The organism is Andreprevotia chitinilytica DSM 18519 (genome assembly GCF_000711875.1).
In the GTDB taxonomy this organism is placed as follows: domain Bacteria; phylum Pseudomonadota; class Gammaproteobacteria; order Burkholderiales; family Chitinibacteraceae; genus Andreprevotia; species Andreprevotia chitinilytica.
The window spans coordinates 1-23,258 of sequence record NZ_JONM01000031.1 but is presented as its reverse complement, the minus strand read 5'-3'; the positions used below and the strand labels follow the sequence as shown (position 1 = coordinate 23,258).

At 60.0% G+C, this 23,258-nt stretch carries 18 protein-coding genes; 13 read left to right on the top strand and 5 right to left on the bottom strand.

The features are described from left to right. Positions 1 to 174 precede the first annotated feature (174 nt). From gspI to BR41_RS23255, 9 genes are all read left to right on the top strand, one after another. Positions 175 to 651: a type II secretion system minor pseudopilin GspI gene (gene gspI / locus BR41_RS20200; RefSeq protein ID WP_051711471.1), complete on the top strand. Its 477-nt coding sequence runs from the start codon at positions 175 to 177 to the stop codon at positions 649 to 651. Then, positions 651 to 1,253, top strand: a complete 603-nt coding sequence (gene gspJ / locus BR41_RS23265; protein WP_051711470.1) for a type II secretion system minor pseudopilin GspJ — start codon at positions 651 to 653, stop codon at positions 1,251 to 1,253. The genes gspI and gspJ overlap by 1 nt, the downstream gene beginning before the upstream one ends. Next, the gene (gspK, locus tag BR41_RS20190; protein ID WP_084187455.1) at positions 1,250 to 2,185 is read left to right on the top strand and encodes a type II secretion system minor pseudopilin GspK; all 936 of its coding nucleotides are present in this window, start codon (positions 1,250 to 1,252) and stop codon (positions 2,183 to 2,185) included. The genes gspJ and gspK overlap by 4 nt, the downstream gene beginning before the upstream one ends. 111 nt (positions 2,186 to 2,296) lie before the next feature. Further along, on the top strand, positions 2,297 to 4,111 hold the full coding sequence (gene typA, locus BR41_RS20185; protein WP_035060754.1) for a translational GTPase TypA: 1,815 nt from the start codon (positions 2,297 to 2,299) through the stop codon (positions 4,109 to 4,111). A 328-nt stretch (positions 4,112 to 4,439) separates the two neighbouring features. Further along, on the top strand, positions 4,440 to 6,539 hold the full coding sequence (locus BR41_RS20180) for a TonB-dependent copper receptor (RefSeq protein WP_084187453.1): 2,100 nt from the start codon (positions 4,440 to 4,442) through the stop codon (positions 6,537 to 6,539). Between the two features lie 738 nt (positions 6,540 to 7,277). Continuing rightward, the gene (locus BR41_RS20175; protein WP_035060751.1) at positions 7,278 to 7,748 is read left to right on the top strand and encodes a hypothetical protein; all 471 of its coding nucleotides are present in this window, start codon (positions 7,278 to 7,280) and stop codon (positions 7,746 to 7,748) included. 65 nt (positions 7,749 to 7,813) lie between these two features. Next, complete coding sequence (locus BR41_RS23260) at positions 7,814 to 8,479, top strand: RDD family protein (protein WP_051711466.1); 666 nt, start codon at positions 7,814 to 7,816, stop codon at positions 8,477 to 8,479. Between the two features lie 163 nt (positions 8,480 to 8,642). Beyond that, positions 8,643 to 9,140 (top strand): hypothetical protein, encoded by a 498-nt coding sequence (locus BR41_RS20165; protein WP_035060749.1) that lies wholly within the window; start codon positions 8,643 to 8,645, stop codon positions 9,138 to 9,140. Between the two features lie 46 nt (positions 9,141 to 9,186). Beyond that, positions 9,187 to 9,780, top strand: coding sequence for a hypothetical protein (locus tag BR41_RS23255; RefSeq protein ID WP_051711464.1), 594 nt, complete (start codon positions 9,187 to 9,189; stop codon positions 9,778 to 9,780). 120 nt (positions 9,781 to 9,900) lie between these two features. Here BR41_RS23255 and BR41_RS20155 read toward each other — a convergent pair whose 3' ends face one another. The 4 genes from BR41_RS20155 to BR41_RS20140 form a co-directional block, all read right to left on the bottom strand. Continuing rightward, the gene (locus BR41_RS20155) at positions 9,901 to 11,505 is read right to left on the bottom strand and encodes a bifunctional aspartate transaminase/aspartate 4-decarboxylase (RefSeq protein WP_035060746.1); all 1,605 of its coding nucleotides are present in this window, start codon (positions 11,503 to 11,505) and stop codon (positions 9,901 to 9,903) included. A gap of 112 nt (positions 11,506 to 11,617) precedes the next feature. Next, positions 11,618 to 13,303 carry an aspartate-alanine antiporter gene (gene aspT, locus BR41_RS20150; protein ID WP_035060744.1) on the bottom strand — a complete coding sequence of 562 codons (1,686 nt, stop codon included), beginning with the start codon at positions 13,301 to 13,303 and terminating at the stop codon, positions 11,618 to 11,620. Positions 13,304 to 13,345: 42 nt separating this feature from the next. Continuing rightward, the gene (gene aspT / locus BR41_RS20145) at positions 13,346 to 15,049 is read right to left on the bottom strand and encodes an aspartate-alanine antiporter (RefSeq protein WP_035060740.1); all 1,704 of its coding nucleotides are present in this window, start codon (positions 15,047 to 15,049) and stop codon (positions 13,346 to 13,348) included. A 599-nt stretch (positions 15,050 to 15,648) separates the two neighbouring features. After that, entirely contained in the window at positions 15,649 to 16,401 is a 753-nt protein-coding gene (locus tag BR41_RS20140; protein WP_245616030.1) for an SDR family NAD(P)-dependent oxidoreductase, read from the bottom strand. Positions 16,402 to 16,819: 418 nt separating this feature from the next. On the opposite strand from BR41_RS20140, the gene BR41_RS20135 reads away from it, so the two are divergent. The 4 genes from BR41_RS20135 (at position 16,820) to BR41_RS20120 (ending at position 22,912) form a co-directional block, all read left to right on the top strand. Then, positions 16,820 to 17,230, top strand: coding sequence for an RNA-binding S4 domain-containing protein (locus BR41_RS20135; RefSeq protein ID WP_035060738.1), 411 nt, complete (start codon positions 16,820 to 16,822; stop codon positions 17,228 to 17,230). Between the two features lie 181 nt (positions 17,231 to 17,411). Then, entirely contained in the window at positions 17,412 to 18,689 is a 1,278-nt protein-coding gene (locus BR41_RS20130) for a GGDEF domain-containing response regulator (RefSeq protein ID WP_051711462.1), read from the top strand. 157 nt (positions 18,690 to 18,846) lie between these two features. Continuing rightward, the gene (locus BR41_RS20125) at positions 18,847 to 20,682 is read left to right on the top strand and encodes a M61 family metallopeptidase (RefSeq protein WP_035060736.1); all 1,836 of its coding nucleotides are present in this window, start codon (positions 18,847 to 18,849) and stop codon (positions 20,680 to 20,682) included. A gap of 142 nt (positions 20,683 to 20,824) precedes the next feature. Further along, on the top strand, positions 20,825 to 22,912 hold the full coding sequence (locus BR41_RS20120) for a putative bifunctional diguanylate cyclase/phosphodiesterase (RefSeq protein WP_169741339.1): 2,088 nt from the start codon (positions 20,825 to 20,827) through the stop codon (positions 22,910 to 22,912). Positions 22,913 to 22,977: 65 nt separating this feature from the next. Here BR41_RS20120 and BR41_RS20115 read toward each other — a convergent pair. After that, the coding region (locus BR41_RS20115) for an IS110 family transposase (protein WP_035060734.1) at positions 22,978 to 23,258 on the bottom strand (281 nt) is incomplete at its 5' end.

The following is a 23,258-nucleotide window of genomic DNA, read 5'->3' as shown; positions in this document are numbered from 1 at the left end:
GTAAGTGCTGCAGATTGTTACCTCCCCCTTTTTAAAGGGGGACCGAGGGGGATTTCGACGTCATTGCAAATTGAGATGCCGCAGAAATCCCCCCTAGCCCCCCTTCGCAAAGGGGGGGACGGTACATCGGAAAAATTTAGGGCAGATTCCAAGTGGCGGACCAAGGTCGCCGAGATGCGCAAACACGGCTTCACCCTGATCGAAGTACTGATCGCCCTCGCCGTGCTGGCCATTGCGCTGGCTGCGGCGATGAAAGCCGCCAGCGGTAGCATCGATACCGCCGAGACCTTCCGCAAGCGCACGCTGGCCGGCTGGGTAGCGCAGAACCAGCTGAACGAAATGAACGCGCGTGGGTTGTTTCCGGATATCGGCTCGCAAGAAGGCACGGCGGAGCAGGCGGGTGAGCACTTCACGTGGCACATCGAGACCGGCGCATCGCCCAACCTCAGTTTCCGGCGCATCGAGATCAAGGTGTTTGCCAACAACGACAAGCCCGGCGACAAGCAATACGCGCTTGCCACGCTGATCAGCTATGTCGCCAATGTGCCGCCGAACGCTACGCTGGCTGCGCCGACGATGACGGCATCCGGCGTGGTGTCCACACCTGTTCCGGTCACCCCGACGCCAGCGCCATCCAGCGGGGGCACCTGATGTCGGGGCGCTTTCGTAGCCGTGCTCGCGGTTTTACCCTGATCGAGGTATTGGTCGCGCTGATGGTGTTCGCCGTTGTCGCGTTGATCGCTTACCAAGGCTTGTCGCGCATCGTCGAAATCAAAACCCGTCTGGATGAAGAAGCGCATCGCTGGCGCGAATTATCGCTGGTGCTGGACCGGATCGAAGAGGATGTCAGCCAGGCGGTGAATCGCCCGTGGCGCAATACCGGTGGCATCACGCAGCCGGCCGTTCGTGGCGGTGGGCAACTGGCGCAGGCAGGTTATCCGGCATTGGAGCTGGTGCGGGTCGTGCGTGATCGCGATCCTTACCACGTGGCGTATCGCCTGCATGAGGGCAGGTTGGAAATGCTGCTGTGGGATAGCCTCGATCTCGCCCCACGTGCCCAGCCGCGCACCTTTCTGCTACTGCCGAAAGTGGAGCGCTTCGAGGTCTACTTTCTCGACGGCAACAACGCATGGCAAAGCGACTGGCCGCCCACGGTGGGCAATATGGTCAACAGCGTAATGCCGCGTGCCATCAAGGTCGTGCTGGCACGTGCGGGCGAAGCGCAGGTCGAGCGGGTATACGCGCTGCCATGACGATGAAACGTGCCCCGCGCCGGCAAGCCGGTATCGCCATCATCACCGCTGTGCTCACCGCCGCGCTGGTCGCCGCCATGGTCGCGTGGATGGCGTGGCGGCAGCAGTTGTGGTTCCGCCAATTGGAAAACCAGTTCGACCAAGCCGAAGCACGCGGCGTGGCGCGGGCGGCGCTGCAACTGGCGCGGCTCACCTTGCGTGACGACGGTCGCAACAACCAGATCGATCACCAACTGGAACCGTGGAATATCCCGATCCCGTCGATCCCGGTCGAAAACGGCCGCGCTGGCGGGCGCATCGTCGAGCAGCAAGGCAAGTTCAACCTCAACAACGTCGCCCCGGCCGGGCGCTTCAGCCAGACCGGTTACGACGCTTGCGTAAAGCTGTTTCAGCAGCTGGGCTTGCAAGCCAGCCTCGTCAATGCCTTGGCCGACTGGGAAGACGCCGACAGCGAGACCCGTTATCCCGGCGGGGCGGAAGATATCGAATACCTGGGCGAAGCCGTGCCATATCGCGCGGCCAACCAGCCGCTCACCGATATCGAAAGCCTGCTGCGCGTACGTGGCTTCACGCGGGATGTGATCGCCAAGATCGCGCCTTATGTATCGGTGCTGCCGGAACAAACGCCCATCAACGTCAATTTTGCCTCGCCCGAAGTCATGGCGGCGGTGATTCCGGGCTTGTCCGTCTCTGATGCGCAAGGTGTGGTATCGCGCCGGGCTGGGAAGTACTTCGAAAAGCTGAGCGATTTCACGGATGCCTTGCCCAAGAATATTCAAGGGCAACTGGTGGCTGGCTCGGTGGGACTGGAAAGTCGTTATTTCATCAACGAAATCGACGCCCAATTCGGCCGGGTGACGATGCGCTACGCGGTATTGCTGGAGCGCAACCGGCCGGATATTCCGCGTGTGGTTTGGCAGCGCCGACGTTAGAACCCAATCCTACCTATACGTTTGCCCGTCGTACGGAAACAGGATTAACACAAGGGCATGCTACAATCTCCGGTTTCGCGATTCGCCAATTAACCAAAGCAGCCCCCACCCATGACGCGCGCCCTCCGCAACATTGCCATTATTGCCCACGTCGACCACGGTAAAACCACGCTGGTCGACCAACTTCTTCGCCAGTCCGGCACCTTCCGCGACAACCAACAGGTTGACGAACGCGTGATGGACAGCAACGACATCGAAAAAGAACGTGGCATTACCATTCTGGCCAAGAACACCGCCATCGATTACGAAGGCGTGCACATCAACATCGTCGACACCCCGGGCCACGCCGACTTCGGCGGCGAAGTGGAACGCGTGCTGGGCATGGTCGACGGCGTGCTGCTGCTGGTGGATGCCGTTGAAGGCCCGATGCCGCAAACGCGCTTCGTGACCAAGAAGGCACTGGCCCTCGGCCTGCGCCCGATCGTCGTCATCAACAAGGTGGACCGTCCGGGCGCTCGTCCGAACTGGGTGGTTGATCAAACCTTCGACCTGTTCGACAAGCTCGGCGCCACCGACGAACAACTCGATTTCCCGATCATCTACGCATCCGGCCTGAATGGCTTTGCCAAGATGGAACTCGATCAGGAATCGGACAATATGCGTCCGCTGTTCGAGACCGTGCTCAAGCACGTGCCGACCCCGCCGGGTGACCCGGATGCGCCGCTGCAGTTGCAACTGGCAGCGCTGGATTACTCCACCTACACCGGCCGTCTTGGCGTCGGCAAGGTGCTCAACGGCCGCATCAAGCCGGGCCAGCAAGTCGTGGTGATGAACCACGAAGAACAAGTGGCTACCGGCCGCATCAACCAGGTGCTGGGTTACCAGGGTCTGGAGCGCATTCCGGTTGAAGGCGCTGAAGCCGGCGACATCATCATCATTTCCGGTCTGGACGATATCGGCATCGGCGTCACCATCTGTGACAAGGACGCGCCGGTTGGCCTGCCAGTATTGGGCGTGGACGAACCGACCCTGAACATGGACTTCATGGTCAACACCTCGCCGCTCGCCGGCACCGAAGGCAAGTTCGTCACCAGCCGCCAGATCCGCGACCGCCTGACCAAGGAACTGCTGACCAACGTCGCCCTGCGCGTTGAAGACACCGCCGATGCGGATATCTTCCGCGTCTCCGGTCGTGGCGAATTGCACCTGACCATCCTGCTGGAAAACATGCGTCGCGAAGGCTTTGAAATGGCCGTCGCCAAGCCGCGCGTTGTGTACAAGGAAATCAACGGCCAGAAGTGCGAGCCGTACGAAAACCTGACCATCGATCTGGAAGATGAACACCAGGGCGGCATCATGGAAGAAATCGGTCGTCGCCGTGGCGAACTGACCAATATGGAATCGGATGGCCAAGGCCGTACCCGTCTGGAATACCACATTCCGGCACGTGGCCTGATCGGCTTCCAGTCCGACTTCATGACCATGACCCGCGGCACCGGCCTGATGAGCCACGTGTTCGATGACTACGCACCGGTCAAGGCGGACCTGCCGGGCCGTCACAACGGCGTGCTGATCTCGCAAGACAACGGTGAAGCCGTCGCCTACGCACTGTGGAAGCTGGAAGACCGCGGCCGCATGTTCGTCTCCCCGGGCGACAAGCTGTACGAAGGCATGATCATCGGTATTCACAGCCGTGATAACGATCTGGTCGTGAACCCGATCAAGGGCAAGCAACTGACCAACGTGCGCGCTTCCGGCACCGACGAAGCCGTGCGCCTGACCACGCCGATCAAGCTGTCGCTGGAATCCGCGGTCGAGTTCATCGATGACGACGAGCTGGTGGAAATCACCCCGGTCAGCATTCGTATCCGCAAGCGTTACCTGCAGGAACACGAGCGCCGCCGCGCTTCCAAGGCTGAAGGCTAAGCCAACGCTTGCATTCGGGCCGTGTGCCCGAAATGCCGCGAAAAACGCCGACCAGGAGGTCGGCGTTTTTTATTGCGGCTATTGATAGTTTTTTTATATTTGTCGTTTTGGCATGGTTTTGCGCTGATTTCAGTTGGGCGAGCTTTCTGAATCAATTCTAAATGAATGAATTTTGTTTTTTAATATATTGAAAATAAACAATTTTTTGTATTTTTCCTTGGGCGTTGATGATTGTTGGTCGCATAGTGAAATGTCATTAATTCATTCAGAATGAAAATAGGCCCATGCTATCGTTTTGCTCATGAACAGACGATATAGGCTGCTTATCATGAAGAAATCCATTTCCCGTCCGCGCCCGCTGGCTTTGGCCCTGGCGTGTGCCCTGGCTGCACCGGTTCTTGTCTTTGCCGCGTCCGAACCTGCAGCGGACTCCATCCCGACCCAACCGGTTGCCGCAGCAGTAACGGCACCCGGCGCGACACCGGTCTATGATCTCGACCCCGTCATCGTCACCGCCGCGCGCCAAACTGCGCCGCTGACCGTTGTCACCGATCCAAAAAAACCACGTCAGCCAGTACCTGCCAGCGATGGCGCGGATTATCTGAAGACGATTCCCGGCTTCTCGTCCATCCGCAACGGCGGCTCGAACGGCGATCCGGTATTCCGGGGCATGTTCGGCTCACGCATCAATCTGCAAACTGATGGCACCACCATGCTCGGCGCCTGCCCGGCGCGGATGGATACACCGACTTCCTACGTATCGCCGGAAACCTACGACAAGATCACCGTGATCAAAGGCCCGGAGTCGGTGATCTGGGGGCCGGGCGCATCGGCCGGCACAGTGAAGTTCGACCGCGATACCAAGCGTTTCGAAGCGCCCGGCGCACGCGTGGAAGCCAGCGCGCTGGTCGGTTCGTTTGGCCGCAACGACGGCAATATCGACGCCACCGTCGGCAACCCGACCGGTTATGTGCGCATCACCGGCAACCACTCCCATTCGGGCGACTATTCGGATGGTGACGGCAATACCGTCGGCTCGAAGTGGAACAAATGGAACACCGATGCTGCCATTGGCTGGACGCCGGATGACCTGACCAAGCTGGAATTAACTGTCGGCACCGGCAATGGTGAAGCGCGCTATGCCGGCCGCAGCATGGACGGCACCCAGTTCAAGCGTGAAAGCGCCAGCCTCAAGTTCGAGCGCCGCGCCGTCAGCGACAGCATCGACAAGGTCGAAGCGCAGGTTTATTACAACTACGCCGACCACGTGATGGACAACTACACGCTGCGCCAGCCCACCACCCAGATGCCGGCGATGGCGACCAATCTCGATCGCAAAACCATCGGCGGCCGGGTCGCCGCAACCATGCACTGGACAGATGACCTGAGTTTCATCGCCGGGGTAGATGGCTCGACCAACACGCACCGTCGGCGGGGTGGGGCGGGCATTGATACCTATCTGAATATGCCCTGGGTGCAGGATGCCAAGATGTCGGATATCGGCACGTTCGGCCAACTCACCTGGAATCGCAGCGACTTGCAACGGGTGATCGGCGGCGTGCGAATCGACCGCGCCAACGCTTATGACGACCGTGTCGCCACTGGCCCCAAGCCACCGGTCTATGACCATGATCGCAGCGAAACGCTGAAGTCCGGGTTCGTGCGCTACGAGCAAGACCTGGCCGGCAGCCCGACCGCCGTGTTTGCCGGCATCGGCCATTCCGAACGGATGCCGGATTTCTGGGAACTGTTCTCGCCGAAATATGGTCCGGATGGCGCGGTGAACGCGTTCTCTGCGATTCGGCCGGAGAAAACCACCCAGCTGGATTTCGGCGCGCAATATCACGGCAAGAACGTGCAGGCATGGGCTTCCATGTATGCCGGCTACGTGAAGGACTACATCCTGTTCAGCTATGACAACAAAGCCAGCATGATGGGCCTGACTGCGACTGCGGATAACATCGATGCCCGCATCGCTGGCGGTGAACTCGGCGCGAATTACCAATGGAACAACTGGAAGTTTGACGGTTCGCTGGCGTACTCCTGGGGCGAGGACATTACCCGCGGAGAAGCCATGCCACAGCTGCCGCCGATGGAAGCGCGCTTCGGTGCGACCTATGCCACCAATAAGTGGTCGCTCGGTGCGTTGTGGCGGCTCGCCGCTGCGCAAACGCGCATTGCGCAGAACGAAGGGAACGTCGTCGGCCGTGACTTCGGGCCTTCCGCCGGCTTTGGCGTGTTTTCGCTCAACGGCAGTTATGACTTCAACAAGACCGTTCGCCTGACCGCTGGCGTGGATAACGTCTTCAACAAGGAATACACCGAGCATTTGAATCGCGCGGGGGATGCTGGTTTTGGCTATGCGGCCGATACCACCTTGCAGGAGCCGGGCCGGACGTTATGGATCAAGTTAGGCGTTAAATACTGAACCCTGATGTATTGCAGCAAGCGTGCTCGTCAAGCCGACAAAGCCCCACGCAAGTGGGGCTTTGTCATTGGGGCTTACCCAATGAACCGCCGCCGCGTTGATGCGATTGCACCGTAACGCACAGCACCGGACGCCTTGCGTTTGAGCATCAAATGAACGGTGTTTGCTAATTGACTGTGTGATGCGGATCGCACAAATGTTTTCGAAATGTATATATAATATTTTCTGATTTATTTATTTCTGCATTGGAAAGTTTGTGTCTCGACTTTAAGCATGGTCAAGAGTCTGTTCCCAATCTTGCTGATGTCATCAGATCAATACGTAATGGTGGCATCCGGGGTTTCCCTTCCGCTAAGTGCCGAAAGAATGGAGCGAGACCCTGGGAGCTTGCTCTCATCAGAGTGGACTGACTGAGGGAAGTCCGTGGCGTGCGAAGCTTTGCTTCGTTCAGCCGAGGCGTAAGGCGCAGGGTCGCGCCTTGTTTGAATAAGCGGCGAGTGAAAAGGTATTTGGCGAGACAAATACCTTTTCCCGGCCGCGGGACGGATTCCCGCTGTCATGCTTTTGAACCGCGCCGCAGGCGCATAACTGATGTCATTGGCCAGATCGTAAACAGGCTCTCAGCGCCGACGGCCACCCAATAACGCAACATGACTTTCCAGATAAAACCTTACGGTGCAGACCCCTTTCATACGGGGTGGCCGAATCAAGATCGATACAACGAGGGAGGCGTATCGCATGCAAGCCGGCAGTACTTCTGTGCAGTTCAAGAAACCCAGGCGCTCCTGGTTTTGGCGATTGGTGGGCTTGGGTTTTCTCGGCTTCATTGCGTGGTGGGGCGCGAATCTGTTTCTTCCCAACGGCTGGCTGGAGCGGGCCGAATCCGCGTGGTCGGGGCAGGTTCAGCTGCCGAGCTGTAACAGCAAGATCACCGAGGGCGAAATCGTGACGCAGTTCGGCAGCTTCGTGCGCTTCGTCAACGCCACCATTCCGTTTGCGGGTATGTCGATTCGTCGCAGCAAGGAATTGGCGTTTGATGCGCGGCACGGTACACGCCGGTGCGAAGGCGAGGTCACGACCATTCTGGGTTCCGGCTCCATCGAATACCAAGTCGAGTGGTACGACCCGCGCAGCCCGTCGCTCGATGCGATCAGGGTCAGCCTGCTTGGCGGCAATTTGCCGACCGTTCTCCAGAAATTACGTCACTGAATTTCACGAAATCCCACCCCATTTCCCCAATTCCACTCAACCCCAATTAATCAAAGACGCACACCATGTCTACCAAGCCCGAATTGTTTGTCGTCATTGATGGCCAGGCCCATGGCCCCATTATCCTTGCCGAAGTCCAGGATATGATCGGGCAGGGCAAGCTCACCCGCCAGTCGCTCTATTGGCAGGCCGGCATGACTGAATGGTCCGCGCTTGATGGCTTGCTTCAACCGGAAACCGTCGCGGCGATTCCACCTGCCGTACCGGCGAAAGTGGTGCCGCCTGCGGTGCCGCCGGCACCTGCCAGCAATGGATCGGCAACACCTGCCACCCCAGCAGCGCTGCCAATGGCCCCGGCTACCGCAGAATTGGAGCTGGCGCCAATCATCAGCCGTGTTCTGGGTGGGCTGATCGACGGAATCATTCTTCTTATCCCGTTCTGGATCGGCGAGATCGTGATTCCGCTGGTGGGTGGCTTGTTGATTTATGTGCTCTACACCGCCCTGATGATGGCATCGGAATCCCAAGCCACCATTGGCATGAAAATCATGAATATCAAGCTGGTTGATGAACACGGCGCCAAAGTCAAAAACGATAAAGCCTTTATCCGTGCCCTGGTCAGTATTCCCTCTTCGCTGGTGCTGTGGTTTGGCTATCTTTGGGCATTGTTCAATCCCAAGAGCCAGACGTTGCATGATGTCGTGGCCAATACCTATGTCGTTTCGAAATAAGAACCTGTTCATGATCTTGCTGCGCTGCTCTTCACCCCGCTGAGGGCCGCTCGCGACAGATCGTGAGCAGGTTCTAACGAATGCAAACCGGTTCATGCAAGTCGATGGCTTCGTTTAATCCACATCTGATCCCATATCTGATCCATATCAGGAAATAAAAACCATGCATCTTCGCGCTATTCCGCTCTGCCTTGCCGCGGTGTTGTTCTCCAATGCGGCAATGTCACAACAGCCTCCCTCGGTGTATTCCGAATCTCGTGATGCTGCATCGTCTTTCATCGGTACGACCAATTTCGTGGTGGGTAGATTGGGTAGGGATTGCCTCGCCTTGCTGGGCCGCCCCGAAACGGCCGAGGAATTCGTATCTACCTGGCAATCGCGTAATGCCAAATATGTGAGTGCTGCGGGCAAATACATTCGGCTGCGGAGTGAGGAAGCATTTGCCAGCGGAGGAGCCAGCAAGCGTGATGCCGTTTTGGGCGAACTGGCGGATGCGGCTACCAACGGTGGCAGGGCAGCGGTTCAGGATATGTTCCAGCGTGGAGATAAAGGGGAGATTTGCAAACGTGTGATCGCGCTAATCGATTCGGGCGGCATGGATTTTTCTCCCAAGTTTCCCATGTTCGACGAACTCGGAGCGCTGGTTGCCTGGGCGAAATAATTCGCCCCGCGTGGTATTCCGCCATCGCTGAAGAAAGGAGCATGCAATGCGCAGCGTGTCGCAGCAGATTCTGATTTCGCTAACACTGGTTTTTTGCACGACCTCAATGGTGACGTTCGCAGTGACCGACGAGGACGGGTATGACGAATATACGATTCGGAAAAGGGATATCCCGATTGATGCGCCGAAGTTCGCGGGTTTTCCGGCAAAAAAATATGAAGGCCCCAATGCGGCCATCGATTTCAGGAAGAACCCCGACGCAAGGGAATATAGAACGCGTCTGACGGCCTGGAGCAAGGCGCGCCCCAATTTCGCCGGGCACTATATTTTGGCGACATGGGGCTGCGGCACGAATTGCACGCAAATCACCATCATCAATGCCCGCACCGGGAAGGTTTACCAACCGGAAGGCATGACCGCCAATTCCGCGGTCAACGTTGAGGATGCGCTGCTTGACAACAGTGATCCGTGGTACGGCAGCGGGTCCATCAAATTCCAGCCGGATAGCCGGTTATTGATGCTGGTTGGCATGCCGGAAGAACGAACCGAGGATCGCGGCATTTCCTGGTTCGTCTGGGAAGAACCGCGCTTGAAGCGAATTCGCTTCATTCCCAAAGGGTGGTATCCCGCAAAGGAATAACTGGGATAACCGATTCCGAGTTGGCCAAAGAGAACGCCCGGTATGCATTGATTGCGTACCGGGCGTTTTGCCTTTGTCGATGTAATGGCAACCCAAGCGGCGAGGTGTGTCCCTCGTCCGTTACAGCTTGGTCGCTTTGTCCTGCTGCGCGAGATACCGCTCGTGATACTTGCCGCCCAGCTTGCGGATCGCCGCGCCGATGCGGGCGTAATCCGCCTCGATCAGGTTGGCAAGTGACACCCGCCCGGATGGATGCGCCGTACCGAAGCCACCGCCCGGCAACAACACCACGCCGGTTTCCTGCGCCAGTTGCAGCAGCAGCTCGTTCGGCTTGATCTGGGTGATCAGCCAATCGACGAACTCCTGGCTGTACATCTGCGCACCCAGCGTCTTCAGATCGAGCAAGTGGTAGTAATCGATCGAATCCGGATCGTGCGGCACCTCCAAGCCCAGCTCGCGATAGAGCGCGACCTTGCGGCGGCGCACGATGCGTTTCATGGCGGTCTTGTAGGCATCCGCCTCGTCCATCAGGGCAAACAGCGAGAAGAACGTCATCTGCGCTTGTACCGGCGTAGCCAGACCCGCCGTGTGATTCAGTGCCACGGTGCGGCTGTCGGCAACCAGGCGATCGATGAACTTGAGGTCACGCGGGGTGGTGGTGATCGAGTGGTAGCGCTCGTCCAGCTCCTGCTTGTGATGCTCCGGCAGCTCGGCAATCTTTTTATCCAGCAGATTGTTTTCGTGCGTGGCCACGACGCCCATGCGCCAGCCGGTCGCCCCGAAGTATTTCGAGAACGAATACACCAGGATGGTGTTATACGGGCACATCGCGAACAGCGAGACGAAATCATCGGCGAAGGTGGCGTACACGTCATCGGTCAGGATGATCAGATCCGGCCGCTTCTTCACGATCTCGACGATGTACTGCAGCACTTCGTCATTGATGCGCACCGACGGCGGGTTGCTCGGGTTGACCAGGAAGAACGCCTTCACCTTCGGATCGAGCAGCTTGTCGAGTTCTTCCTTGGTGAACTGCCAGTTGTTTTCCGGCGGCGCATCGATTTTCAGCTCGACCAGCTGATAGTCGTTCAGCTCCGGAATTTCGATATACGGCGTGAAGATCGGCATGCCCAAGGCGATGGTGTCGCCCGGTTCCAGCAGGTGGTTTTCACGCATGCTGTTGAACAGGTAGGTCATCGCGGCGGTGCCGCCTTCGACCGCGTACATATCGAAGTGACCCTTGAACGGGTGCGTGCCGATCATCTCGCGGTGGATGTACTGGGCGACGATCTTTTCCGACAACTTCAGCATGCGATCGGGCACCGGGTAGTTGCAGCCCAAGATCGCCTCACACATCTCGTAAATGAAATCGCCGGCCGACAGGCCAAGCTGATCGCGCACATAAGAGACGGCGGAGCGGATGAAGTCGATGCCCTTGGTGCCGGCATTGCGGGCGGTGAAGATATCGAAGCGCGCCTCGATGCCGTCACGTTGCGGAAATCCGCCCACGCCTTCCTGCATGTAGACAAAGGAATTTTCCGCCTCGGTCATGGCAAACAGGCCGAACTGGAAAAACCCGTGGCGGGGGATGGTCGCGAGGAAGTTCGGATTGCCCCGGCCTGCGTTCAGCATCGACCGGTTCTGGCTGGATGCGGCCTTGATCAGTACGTCTTTGAGTTCGAACGGGCTCAAGCCAGCCAACTCATCGAGGTTCTTGAAGTCCATGAAAGTCCACTCCTGTCTTATCGACTACTACCGGAAATAAATGTCTCGCCACGTTCCCGGCTGTGCATGGCGAGCATTGCCGGAGCCAGCCGGGTGGCCAGCCCCGGCCAAATCACACCAAGGCGACGACCAAGGGGCCGAGCAAGGTCAGGAACACGTTGGCCAGACCATAGGTAATGGCGAACGGCACCGTGGGGATGGAGTTCTCGGCTTTGTCCAGTACTTCGCCGAAGGCCGGATTGGCGCTGCGTGTGCCGGCCAGGGAGCCGGCGAAAATTGCTGTGTTGTCGTAGCGCAGCACATAGCGGCCGAACAGCATGGTGATGATCAGCGGCAGGATCGTGACCACCACGCCGATCAGGAAGATCGATAGCCCGTGTTCGCGGATGGTATCGACCGCCTGCAAGCCGGAATTCAAGCCCACCGCCACCACGAAGCCGGCCAGACCGAGATCCTTGAGAATCTGCACCGCACCACCGGGCATGGCGCCAAAGGTCTGCTTCTTGGCGCGGAACCAGCCAAACAGCAGGCCGGACAGCAACGCGCCGCCGCCGCTGCCGAGCGTGAGCGGAATATCACCCAGCTTGGCGGTCAGCATCCCGACCAACAGGCCGACGACCAAGCCGGCACCCAGATAGACGAAGTCGGTCTTGTCGCTGGGAATGACCAGGTAACCGGCCAGGCCGGCTACCCGTTTGACGTCGTGCTCGGCACCATAGACGGTGACGACATCACCGGTATGAATGACAGTCTCCGGCACGATCGGCAGCGCCTTGCCCATGCGGAAGATGCTGATGACGTAGACGCCGTGGCGCACGCCGCCGGAGGTCTCATCCGCGATCTGGCCCACGGTCTTGTTGTGCAGCTCCTTGTTGGAAACCACCAACTCACGGCGCTGCATCACCAGCTCCATGCCGCTTTCCTCGCGGACTTCCTTGCCGAGCCGGGTTGCATGCTCCAGCACGGCGGCGCGGCGGCCGACGACCAGGACGATGTCGCTGGCCTGCAGCACCATATCCGGCGTGACTTCGAATACTTGTCCGTCGCGCTTGAGTTTCTCGATCGTGATCGCCGAAGTGGCGGCGTTCTCGATCTCGACGATGCTGCGTCCGGCAGCCGGGCCGACCTGATACAGGCGGCCAACCAAGGCCGGTGCGGCAGCCAGTTGGCCCGGCCCCAGCACCCGCACGCCGGTTTGCATTTCAGCTTCGGCGGCCAGCGCATCTTCGCGAATCTCGCGGCCCATGAACTTGGGCAGGATATTCACGCAGACGATGATCGCGCCGAAGGAGCCGAACACGTAGGTGACCGCATAACCGATCGCCACATTGCCCTGCAGCCGTTTGACCTCCTCCGCCGCCAGACCCAGCTTGGCAATGGCATCGCCCGCCGTGCCGATGATGGCGGATTGGGTGAGACCCCCCGCTGCGATCCCGGCGGCCAAGCCCTTATCCAGACCGGTCAGTTTGGCCAGAATCACCACCGTGGCCAGCCCGGTGACCGCCAGCACGATGGCCAGGATGATCTCGCGGATCGACTGCTTGCCGAGCGAACTGAAAAACTGCGGGCCGCTTTCATAGCCGACCGCATAGATGAACAGCGCGAACAACACCGACTTCACGCCGGGATCGATGCTCACGCCCACCTGACTGACGACGACCGCCACCAGCAACGAGCCGGCAACCCCGCCTAACTGGAATTTGCCCAGGCTGATCTTGCCGATGCGATAACCGATCGCGAGCGACAGGAACAACGCTATTTCTGGTGCATGTTTGAATATTTGATGTAACCAATCCACGTCTCTCTCCTCCACTCCAACAGCGACTAAATACGAGGCCGGTCAGCGCACGCCGACTTGCCCCGCCATGAAGACAATCAGCGGCCCCATCAGCGGCAGCACCACATTCGAAATCGCGTAGGTAATCGTGTAGCCAAGCAGCGGCGTGGCATTGCCGGCCGTGTTCACCACCGCGCTCAGCGCCGGTGTGCTGCATTGCTGGCCGGCAATCGCGCCCAGCAAGACCGGTGCTTCCAGCTTGAGCAGATAGCGGCCGACCAGCAGCGATAGGGTTGCGGGAATGAGGGCGATCAGGACGCCGGTCAAGGGGAGGGCGAAGCCGTATTTCTTGATCAGCACCGATGCCTGTGGCCCGGATGACAAACCGACGCAGGCAATGAACATCGCCAGCCCCAAGTCCTTGAGCAAGGCCACTGCCGATTCGGGAATATGGCCGATGTGCGGATGCAGGGATTGGTACCAGCCAAAGATCAGCCCGGTCAGCAACGCGCCGCCGCCGGTGCCGAGTGAGAACGGCACGCCGCCGAGCCGGATGCTGAACAGGCCAATGGCGATGCCGAGCACCATGCCGAGCCCGGCATAAAAGAAGTCGGTCTGGTTCGATTGATCCACGCGTGGGCCAAGCCACGGCAGCAAGCGATTGATATTGCGGCTGGAGCCATAGGCGCGGATGACGTCGCCCACTTGCACGTCCAGATCCGGCGCCATCGGCAAGGCTTGGCCGGAGCGCGATACGGCGATGAACTGCACGCCATCGTTGATGCCGGATTCACGCGTGGCCTGATGCAATTGCCGCAGCGATTGCCCGGCCAGCTCGCGCCGGTTGAACACGATGTCCGCCGTTTCGATCACGAAATCCAGCCGGCCGACCCGGCTTTCCTCCGGGCCGAGTACCGGTGCGAGGGCCAATACATCCTCGCGGTGGCCGGTGACCAGCACGCGGTCTTGCGCTTGCAGCAGCCATTGCGGCGTGGCGTCGAACACGGCATCGCCGCGGCCGATGCGCTCGATGCTGATGGTCGGGTAGAGCGCCTCGATGTCTGCCACGCTTTTGCCCGCCGCAGCTTCCGCCCGATACACCCGCCCGACGATCACCGGCAGCGCCGCCATGCTCGTCGCCCCATCGGCGTGTGGCTGCCCGCCCATTTTTTGCCACAGCCGCTCGGCCTCGGCGCGCACGTTCATGCCCAGCAACAAGGGGAACAGCTGGCTGGTCGCCACTACGATCGTCACCAGGCCAAAGACGTAGGTGATCGAATACGCCGTGACGACATTGGCCTGCAGCTGCTGGATCAGCGCATCTGTCAACGGCAGTTTGGAGACGGCATCCGATGCGGTGCCGACGACGGCGGATTCGGTCGCCGCGCCGGCCATCAACCCCGCTGCGGAGCCTTGGTCGAGCCCGAACAGGCGGGTGGCGATCATGACCATCACCAGCACTACGGTGATTTCGATGATGCAAAACAGCGCCAGCCGCAGCCCTTTGGCGTTCAGGCTGGCGAAAAACTGCGGCCCACCGGCAAAGCCCAAGGCAAAGATGAACAGGACGAAGAAAAAGGATTTGATACCGGGGTCGGGCGTGACACCGAATGAACCGATGGCAAGCGCCGCCAACAAGGTGCCGCAGATACCGCCCAACTGGATCGGGCCACAACGGATCGCGCCGACTGCATGGCCGATTGCGAGTGCCAGGAACAAGGCGATCTCTGGCGAGCGATGCAATAGCGCAGCGAACCCTTCCAGCATGCTTGATCCTCTCTAGCCATATTTTTGTTGATGTGGATGCTGCCGCTGCTGGGGCAGGTTGCTGATCACTGAGTGCTGCATTCAGCAGGAAGTCCACTCATCTCAATGACATTTCTTTCGCCGCCTTCAATGTAACTTACTTTGTTTGTGAAAACATAGTGGTTTGTATGTACGTATATGTTTTATAAAGTTCAATTGAGGTCATGTTAATGTTGGTTTTTTGTCAGTTGATGGGGTGAATTTATTCCGTGAGGGCACTGCGGCGGACAGCACAAAAGCCGTTTTTTGCAGCGCAGCATGGCTTTGGGAGAGGATTGCCCGGTGGGGGCGAGGGGGGGATGCTGACGAGGGCCTAAGCCTGCCATCGCTCATGATGAGGTGGCACGTTGCCTATTGGGGGAATTGCGCGTAAGCAAGATCAGTTGCTGTACGCATCGCGGCGCATTGGTTGATGGGTTTTGCTTACGCACAACCCATCCTGAAAAATCGATGGCTCGGTGTGTCCAGCTGGGATTGCGCTGGTCAATGCGCTAGAAAACCCGGCCGTAGAAGGCGTCCGGGCTGCGTGGTCTGAAGACGACCTGCAAGGGTCGATCTGTTTAGCGTTCCCGATGCACCGCCAGCGGCCCGAACGCCTGGCACACCGGCATCAATTGCAGCGTGTTGACGTTCACATGCGCCGGCAAGGTGGTCGCCCAATACACCGCTTCGGCAATATCGTCCGCCGACAAGGGGTGCGTGCCGTCGTACACCGATTGCGCCTTGCTCGCATCGCCATGAAAACGCACCAGCGAAAACTCGGTACCGCCCGCCAGCCCCGGCTCGATATTGGTCACCCGGACGGGCGTGCCGATTAGATCGGCGCGCAGATTCAAGCTGAACTGGTGCACGAAAGCTTTGGTGCCGCCGTAGGCATTGCCGCCGGGGTAGGGCCACTCGCCGGCGGTGGAGCCGATGTTGACGATGTGCCCGCGCCCGCGCTCGACCATGCCCGGTAGCAGGGCGCGGGTGACGTAGACCAGACCCTTGATATTGGTGTCGATCATCCGTTCCCAGTCATCGAGATCGGCCTGGTGGGCGGGCTTCAGGCCGAGTGCCAGTCCGGCATTGTTGACCAGCACATCCGGCGTGAAACCGGCCGGGAGCCGCTCGGGCAAGGACGCGACGGCAGCGCGGTCGATCACATCCAGCACCAGCGGAAAGACCGCATCGCCCAACTCCTGCGCTAGTACTGCCAGCCGATCTTGCCGCCGGCCGATAGCCACCACGCGATGCCCTTCGCGCACGTAGCGGCGGGTCATCGCTTCCCCGAAACCGGCGCTGGCACCGGTGATGACGATATTCAGGCTCATGGTTGTTCTCCTGTTGATGGTCGGTTGAAAGAGCGGCGCGTTGCCGTGCCGGCTAAGCGCTAGACAATACGCCGGTATGGCACCAATGCTGAAAAAGCACCGCTTTCCATTCAGGAAATGCGGTGCTTTTTCGTCTGGCAGGCCGCTGTAGGAGCGAGCTTGCTCGCGATGGCTGTGGTGAATGAAACAGTGCCATCGCGAGCAAGCTCGCTCCTACAGAAGATTGCGCCGCAAGTCCGGCAGTGTTCGTATCGGCATGGGAAATCGAAGCAAAAACGGCTTAAGTGAACCACGTTGCCGGTATCGCGCGCCTTTTCGCGTTTGTAGCCGTAAACGGGATGCTGGCAGTAGGTACAATCGCCCTTTGGTTTGGGCGTCAGCCGCATCCCTTCGGAGTAAACCCATCTTGAACAAAGCCATGAAGCAGGACACTGACGGCGATAAAGTACGGCTCGATAAATGGCTCTGGGCGGCGCGTTTTTTCAAGACACGCACGCTGGCCACTGAAGCGGTCGAAGCCGGCCGGGTGATGCTGAATGGCGAGCGGCCCAAACCGGCACGTGCATTGAAAGCGGGCGATGAGCTGCGTATCCGTGCAGCGCATGGCGAATTCAGCGTCACGGTATTGCAACTGGCGGAAAAGCGCGGCTCGGCGGTGTTGGCCCAGTCGTTGTACGTGGAGTCGCCGGAAAGCATCGCCAAGCGCGAACTGGTGCGGGAGGCACAAGCGGCCGAACCGCAGTTCGAGAACCCGCTGGTGCGCGGGCGGCCGAGCAAGAAGGTGCGGCGGCAACTGCATGACTTCGCCCGCAAGCAAGGCAAGGAATAGCGATTTGTTGGCGAGGGCTGGCGGTTTTCCCATCGTGCCGCGTCGGGCTGGAACGCCGCTCTGCCGGTGCTCCGGTCAGTCGTTGCATGACGTTGGTCGGGCCGTGTGTAGGCCCGGCCTTCGGTAGCGGCGTCTACGTTGTAAGCTCTGCTTATTCCATAAAGATAACAACCGGAACCCCATGCTTGAGCTCGTTGAACGACCGATCCTGATTTTGTGTGCCGAAGCGGAAACCGGCTCGGCATTGGCGGACGCGCTCAAATCGTTTGGTTTTGACAGCATCGCATTCCAACGGCCCGCCGCCTTGCTGGTGGCGCTCGCCGAAACGAAACCCCAGGCCGTGCTGCTGGACGATACCGGCCTCGAAGGCGGCTTGGCCTTGCAAGAGCTGGTGCAACGCCTTTCGCGCATTGGCAACTGGCCGCTGGTGTTGTTGTCCAGCCAGCAGACCATCGTCAGCCAGATTCAACTGCTGCGCGCCGGGGTGAGCGATTTCATCAGCAAGCCCTGTGATCCGTCGAAACTGGCCGACCGGCTCGATGCGCTGCTGGAAAACAACGAGCCCATCCCGTATCGCATCCTGATTGTCGATGACTCGGTCGCCAGCGGCCATTGGGCGCAAAAGGTGCTCGAAAGCAGCGGCATGCAGGCCAAGCACATTCAGGACCCGCTGGAAATCTTCCTGTGGCTGCAGCGCTACAAGCCCGATCTGGTGCTGATGGATGTCTACATGCCGCATTACACCGGCGATGAAATCGCCCGCATCGTGCGCCAGCATCCGCAATACGACGGCTTGCCCATCGTGTTCCTCTCTACCGAAACGCGCTTGGGCCATCAGCTCTCGGCGCGGCGTATGGGCGGCGAGGATTTCCTGGTCAAGAACAACGACATCGAACAACTGATTTCCACCGTCAGCATCGTGGCCGACCGCTACCGCAAACTGCGCCGCGCCCTCACTCGGGACAGTCTTACCGGCTTGCTGAGCCACACCCACTTCACCACCCGGCTGCAGTCCGAGCTGTTCCTCTCGACCCAAAGCGACCGCCCGCTGGCCTTGGCGATGATCGATATCGATCATTTCAAGAACGTGAACGACACCTACGGTCATTTGACCGGCGATGCGGTCATCAAAAGCCTCGCTCGCTTGCTGCGCCATTGCGCGCAAGAGCCCGATCTGGTCGGTCGCTATGGCGGCGAGGAATTCTGCGTGATCCTGCCGGACATGACCTATCTGCGTGCCGCGCAACGCGTGGATGAGTGGCGCGAACGCTTCGCCGCGATCTACCAGCTCACCTCGGAAGGCAAGTTCTCTTCGACCTTCAGCGCCGGGGTGGCGAGTTTCGAGCAAGGCATGAGTGTGCGCGATCTGATCGAACAAGCCGACCAAGGCTTGTACCGCGCCAAGGCGGCAGGGCGGAATCAGGTCGGCTTGGCGAAGATGCCGAGCCAGGTGCGTTAATCCTGTAGCCCGGACGGCTTTTCCGGCCGGGGTTAACCGAGGCAACAACCCCCTGGCCGGCGTTGACCCGCCAGCGGCCGCGCCCCGAATCCCCACCACTCCGCGTTAAACTCGCACCTTCGCCGGTCGCCTGACCGCCCACGGAGCCCGCTTCGCCATGCCCAAAACCGCCTCGCCTGCCGTCCCGCATTCCATCCAGTACCGCATCGCACCCGTTGATCTTGCTGCCCACCTGTTCCGCATCACCCTGACCATCACCAAGCCGGATGCCGCCGGCCAGATCGTCTGGTTGCCGGCATGGATTCCCGGCAGCTATCTGATCCGCGAATTCGCCCGCAATGTGGTGGCGATCTCGGCGCAGGATGCAAAGGGCAAAGCGGTTAGGGTGACGAAGCTGGATAAGCAGCGTTGGCAAGCCGCGCCAGTGAAGGGCGAGCTGACGTTTGAATACGACGTCTACGCTTTTGATCTGTCCGTGCGCGGTGCGTATCTGGATGAGGCGCGGGGCTTCTTCAATGGCACCAGCGTGTTTCTGGCGGTGGCGGGGCAGGAAGATCTGCCGGTGTCGGTCGAGATCGCGCAACCGGAAGGGAAGCAATATAAGGGCTGGCAGATCGCCACCACGCTACCGCACGATAGCGACAAGCCCAGCCGTTTCGGCGCTTATCACGCGGCCAATTACGATGCGCTGATCGATCATCCGGTCGAGATGGGCGAGTTCACGCGGGAGACCTTCAAGGCGTGCGGCGTGCCGCATGAGATCGTCATCGCTGGCCGGCATCGCGCCGACATGAAACGGCTCAAGCGCGATCTGAAGCAGATTTGCGAATACCAGATCAAGCTGTTCGGCGAGCCTGCGCCGTTCGAGCGCTACGTGTTCATGACCATGGTGACCGGCGATGGCTACGGTGGGCTGGAGCATCGCTCGTCCACCGCCTTGATGGCGAGCCGCGATGATCTGCCGCTAGCGCATGAAACGGCCGTCAAGCCGTCATACCGGCAGTTTCTCGGCCTGTGCAGCCACGAGTATTTCCACAGCTGGAACGTCAAGCGCATCAAGCCGGCGGCCTATGCGCCGTACGACCTCACGCGGGAGAACTACACCCGGCTGTTGTGGGCGTTCGAGGGCATCACCTCGTATTACGACGACCTGACGCTGGTGCGCACCGGTCTGATCACGGAACAGGAATATCTCGATCTCGTGGCGCAAACGCTGACGGGTGTTGAGCGCGGGGCAGGGCGGCTCAAGCAGAATCTGGAGGAAGCCAGCCTCGACGCGTGGGTGAAGTACTACCGGCAAGATGAAAACAGCCCGAATGTCTTGGTGAGCTATTACACCAAAGGGGCGTTGGCGGCGCTGTGCCTTGATCTCACCATTCGCCAGCAAACCAGCGGGGCGAAGAGCCTCGATGATGTGATGCGCGCCTTATGGCAACGCTTCGGTCGTGATTTCTATCCCCAAGGGCAGGGCGTGGCGGAGGACAAATGGGAGCGCGTGGCGAGCGAGGTGGCCGGCGTCGATCTCAAGGCGTTCTTTGATCAGGCGCTGCGCTCGACCGATGCGCTGCCGGTGGCTGGGCTGCTGACGGAGTTCGGTGTGGAAACCCAGTTGCGCGCACCGGCCGCGAGTGGCGACAAGGGCGGCTGGAAGGAAATCGGCACGCCGGGCAATAGCCTGGGTGCGCGGCTGGCCGGGGAGGCGGGCGGCGTGAAGCTGACCCATGTGCTCGATGGCGGCGCGGCGCGGGCAGCGGGCTTGTCGGCCGGCGATGTGCTGGTCGCGTGGGATGGGCTACGTGTGACGATGGCGAATCTCGATACCTTGCTGGGCGGTTATCCGGTCGGCAGCGAGGTGGAAGTGCATGCCTTCCGTCGGGATGAGTTGATCGTGCGCAGACTGTCGATCCGTACTGCGCTGGCCGATACATGGGGCCTGCGACCGGTAGGTCAGGATCAGGCGCGTGTTGCAGCGCGCAAAACCTGGCTTGAGTAGGGATTCTGACAGTCCCTGTACGAACTAAAGTAGAGCTTGGCAAGGTTGGGCCGCTCGACTATCTATGAAAACTGCATAGATAACGTGGTGGCCCATGCCGATCTGGCGTCCAAAAATGCTGCGCAGCATCAGAGGCAAGATCATGCTCCTGTTCTTGCTGATCAATCTCGCTGCCACCAGCATCTACACCACCTACAGCTACCTGCTGAAATCCTCCGGTATCCAGAACGAAATCGACGCGCGCCTGCGTTCGGCCGTGGCCGCCGCGCCGCATATGCTGCCGGTCGATTACATCGTGCGGGCCAAGAGCCCCGGCACGCTCGCCGATGCGGAATATTCGGAATACGTGCATGCCTTCGAGCGCTACTGCAAAGCCGCCGGCCTGCGCTATCTCTACCTGTTCGTGCTGGATGGCCCGCGCATCCACTACCTGATGAACACCACAGTCAGCCGCGAAATGGGTCTGGATGACGATGGCCGTTTCTATTCGCGCTCTGATACCGCCGGGCAGAGCATGTTGCGCGCCGTGGCGGATGGCGGCCCGCACTTTGCCGAATATCACGACCGCTATGGTGATTTCCGCTCGTTGTTCCAGGCAGGCACGGCGGCGAATGGCTTTCGCTACATGATCGGCGCGGATGTGGACATCAGCGATATCGCCGGCCAGATGCGCGCCGCGCTGATGCAATCGCTGATGCTGGGCGGGCTGATTTTCCTGTTGGGGGCGTTGCTGTCCTGGTGGCTGGCGTTGCGGCTGACCCAGCCGGTGCTCGATCTGGTCAGCGCCGTGCGCCGGATCGGGCAGGGGGATTACAGCACGCGGGTTGAATGGCATAGCAATGATGAAATCGGCGAGCTGGCGCATGGCTTCAACGCCATGAGCGAAGCCGTGGCCGAACGTGAGCGCGATATGCGGCGGCTGGCCTATGAGGACCGGCTGACCAATCTACCGAACCGTACCTTGTTCATCGATCGCGTCGAGTTGGCGCTACGGCAGGGCAAGCCGCCGTTTTCGGTGGTGCTGCTGGATGTCGACCAGTTTAAATACGTGAACGACTACCTCGGCTACCAAACCGGCGATGCGGCTATTGCCGCGTTGGGTCGGCGTTTGGGCACCCTGATGAGCGGGCCGGGCGAGTTGTGCGCGCGGCTCTCCGGCGATGCTTTTGCCATCTTGCTGCCGGATACCGATGAAACGCATTTGCCGGTGCAAATCGGCCGCATCGAAGATGCGCTGGCCGACGCCATTGTCGTCAATGGGCAGCGGATCGATATGGGGGCCAGTATTGGCGTGGCGCTCTCGCCCGATCATGGCCGCGATGCCGATCTGCTGCTGCGGCACGCCGAAGCCGCCATGTATGAAGCCAAGCGGCGGCATCAGGGGTTCGAGCTGTATGAACCACTTTACGAAGAGAATCGCAAGAACCAGCTCACCTTGCTGGGCGAGCTGCGCGAGGCTTTGGTCAGCAATCAATTCGAGGTCTATTACCAACCCAAGGTCAGGATCTCGGATGGCACGGTGCATAGCGCCGAGGCGCTGATCCGCTGGATGCACCCGGATCGGGGCTGGGTGCTGCCCAACCTGTTCATCCCGTTTGCCGAGCAGACCGGCAAACTGCGCGCGATCACGCAATGGATGGTGCTGGCCGTGCTGCGCCAGCTGGAGCACTGGGCGTTGGCGGAAGTCTCGATCTGCGTATCGGTTAACGTGGGCGTGAGCGATGTCGAAGACGAAACCTTCGTCGATTTCATCGAAGAATCGCTGGCGGCGATGGCGGTGGACGCGAAGTACCTCTGTCTGGAAATCACCGAAACCGGCGTGATGAACCGACCGAAAGAGCTGCTGCGCAACCTGCACCGACTGCGCTCGCTGGGCGTCAAACTCTCGATCGATGACTTCGGCACGGGTTATTCCTCGTTCGCCTATCTCGCCAAGATGCCGGTGCACGAACTCAAGATCGACCAAGCCTTCGTGACCGCGCTGGAAGGCAACTTTGAAAACGTCTCCATCGTGCGTTCCATCATCGAGCTGGGCCACATCCTCGGCCTGAACGTGGTCGCGGAAGGCATCGAGAGCGAAGCCGTCTGGCAGGCGCTGGCGGTGATGGGCTGCGACGAGGCGCAAGGCTACATGATCGCCAAGCCCATGCCGGCAGAAGCTTTCATCGCCTGGCGTGCCAAGGGTTTGGCACTGCCCTATACGCCGCCGAACATGGCGCATTACACGTAGGGCGGCTTAGCAGCTTTGCTGCGTAACCCGCCGTGCTACGCAATCCGTAGATACCGTCTTGCCCGTCAATCACTGAACGCAAAATCGGGCTGATAAGGCTTCTGTGTTTTGAGTACGCCAAAGCACAGGTGCACCAGCTTGCGCATGGCAGCGCCCAGCGCCGATTTCTTCGCCTTGCCGCGCGCCAGCAGCCGCTCGTAGTGCGCCTTGATGTCCGGGTTGTAGCGGATCGCCACCACCGCCGCCATGTACAGAACAGCCCGCACCCGCGCCGGGCCGGCTTTGGACAGGCGGGACGGCCCTGCCAGTGAACTGCCCGACTGCCGCTCCACCGGCACCAGCCCCA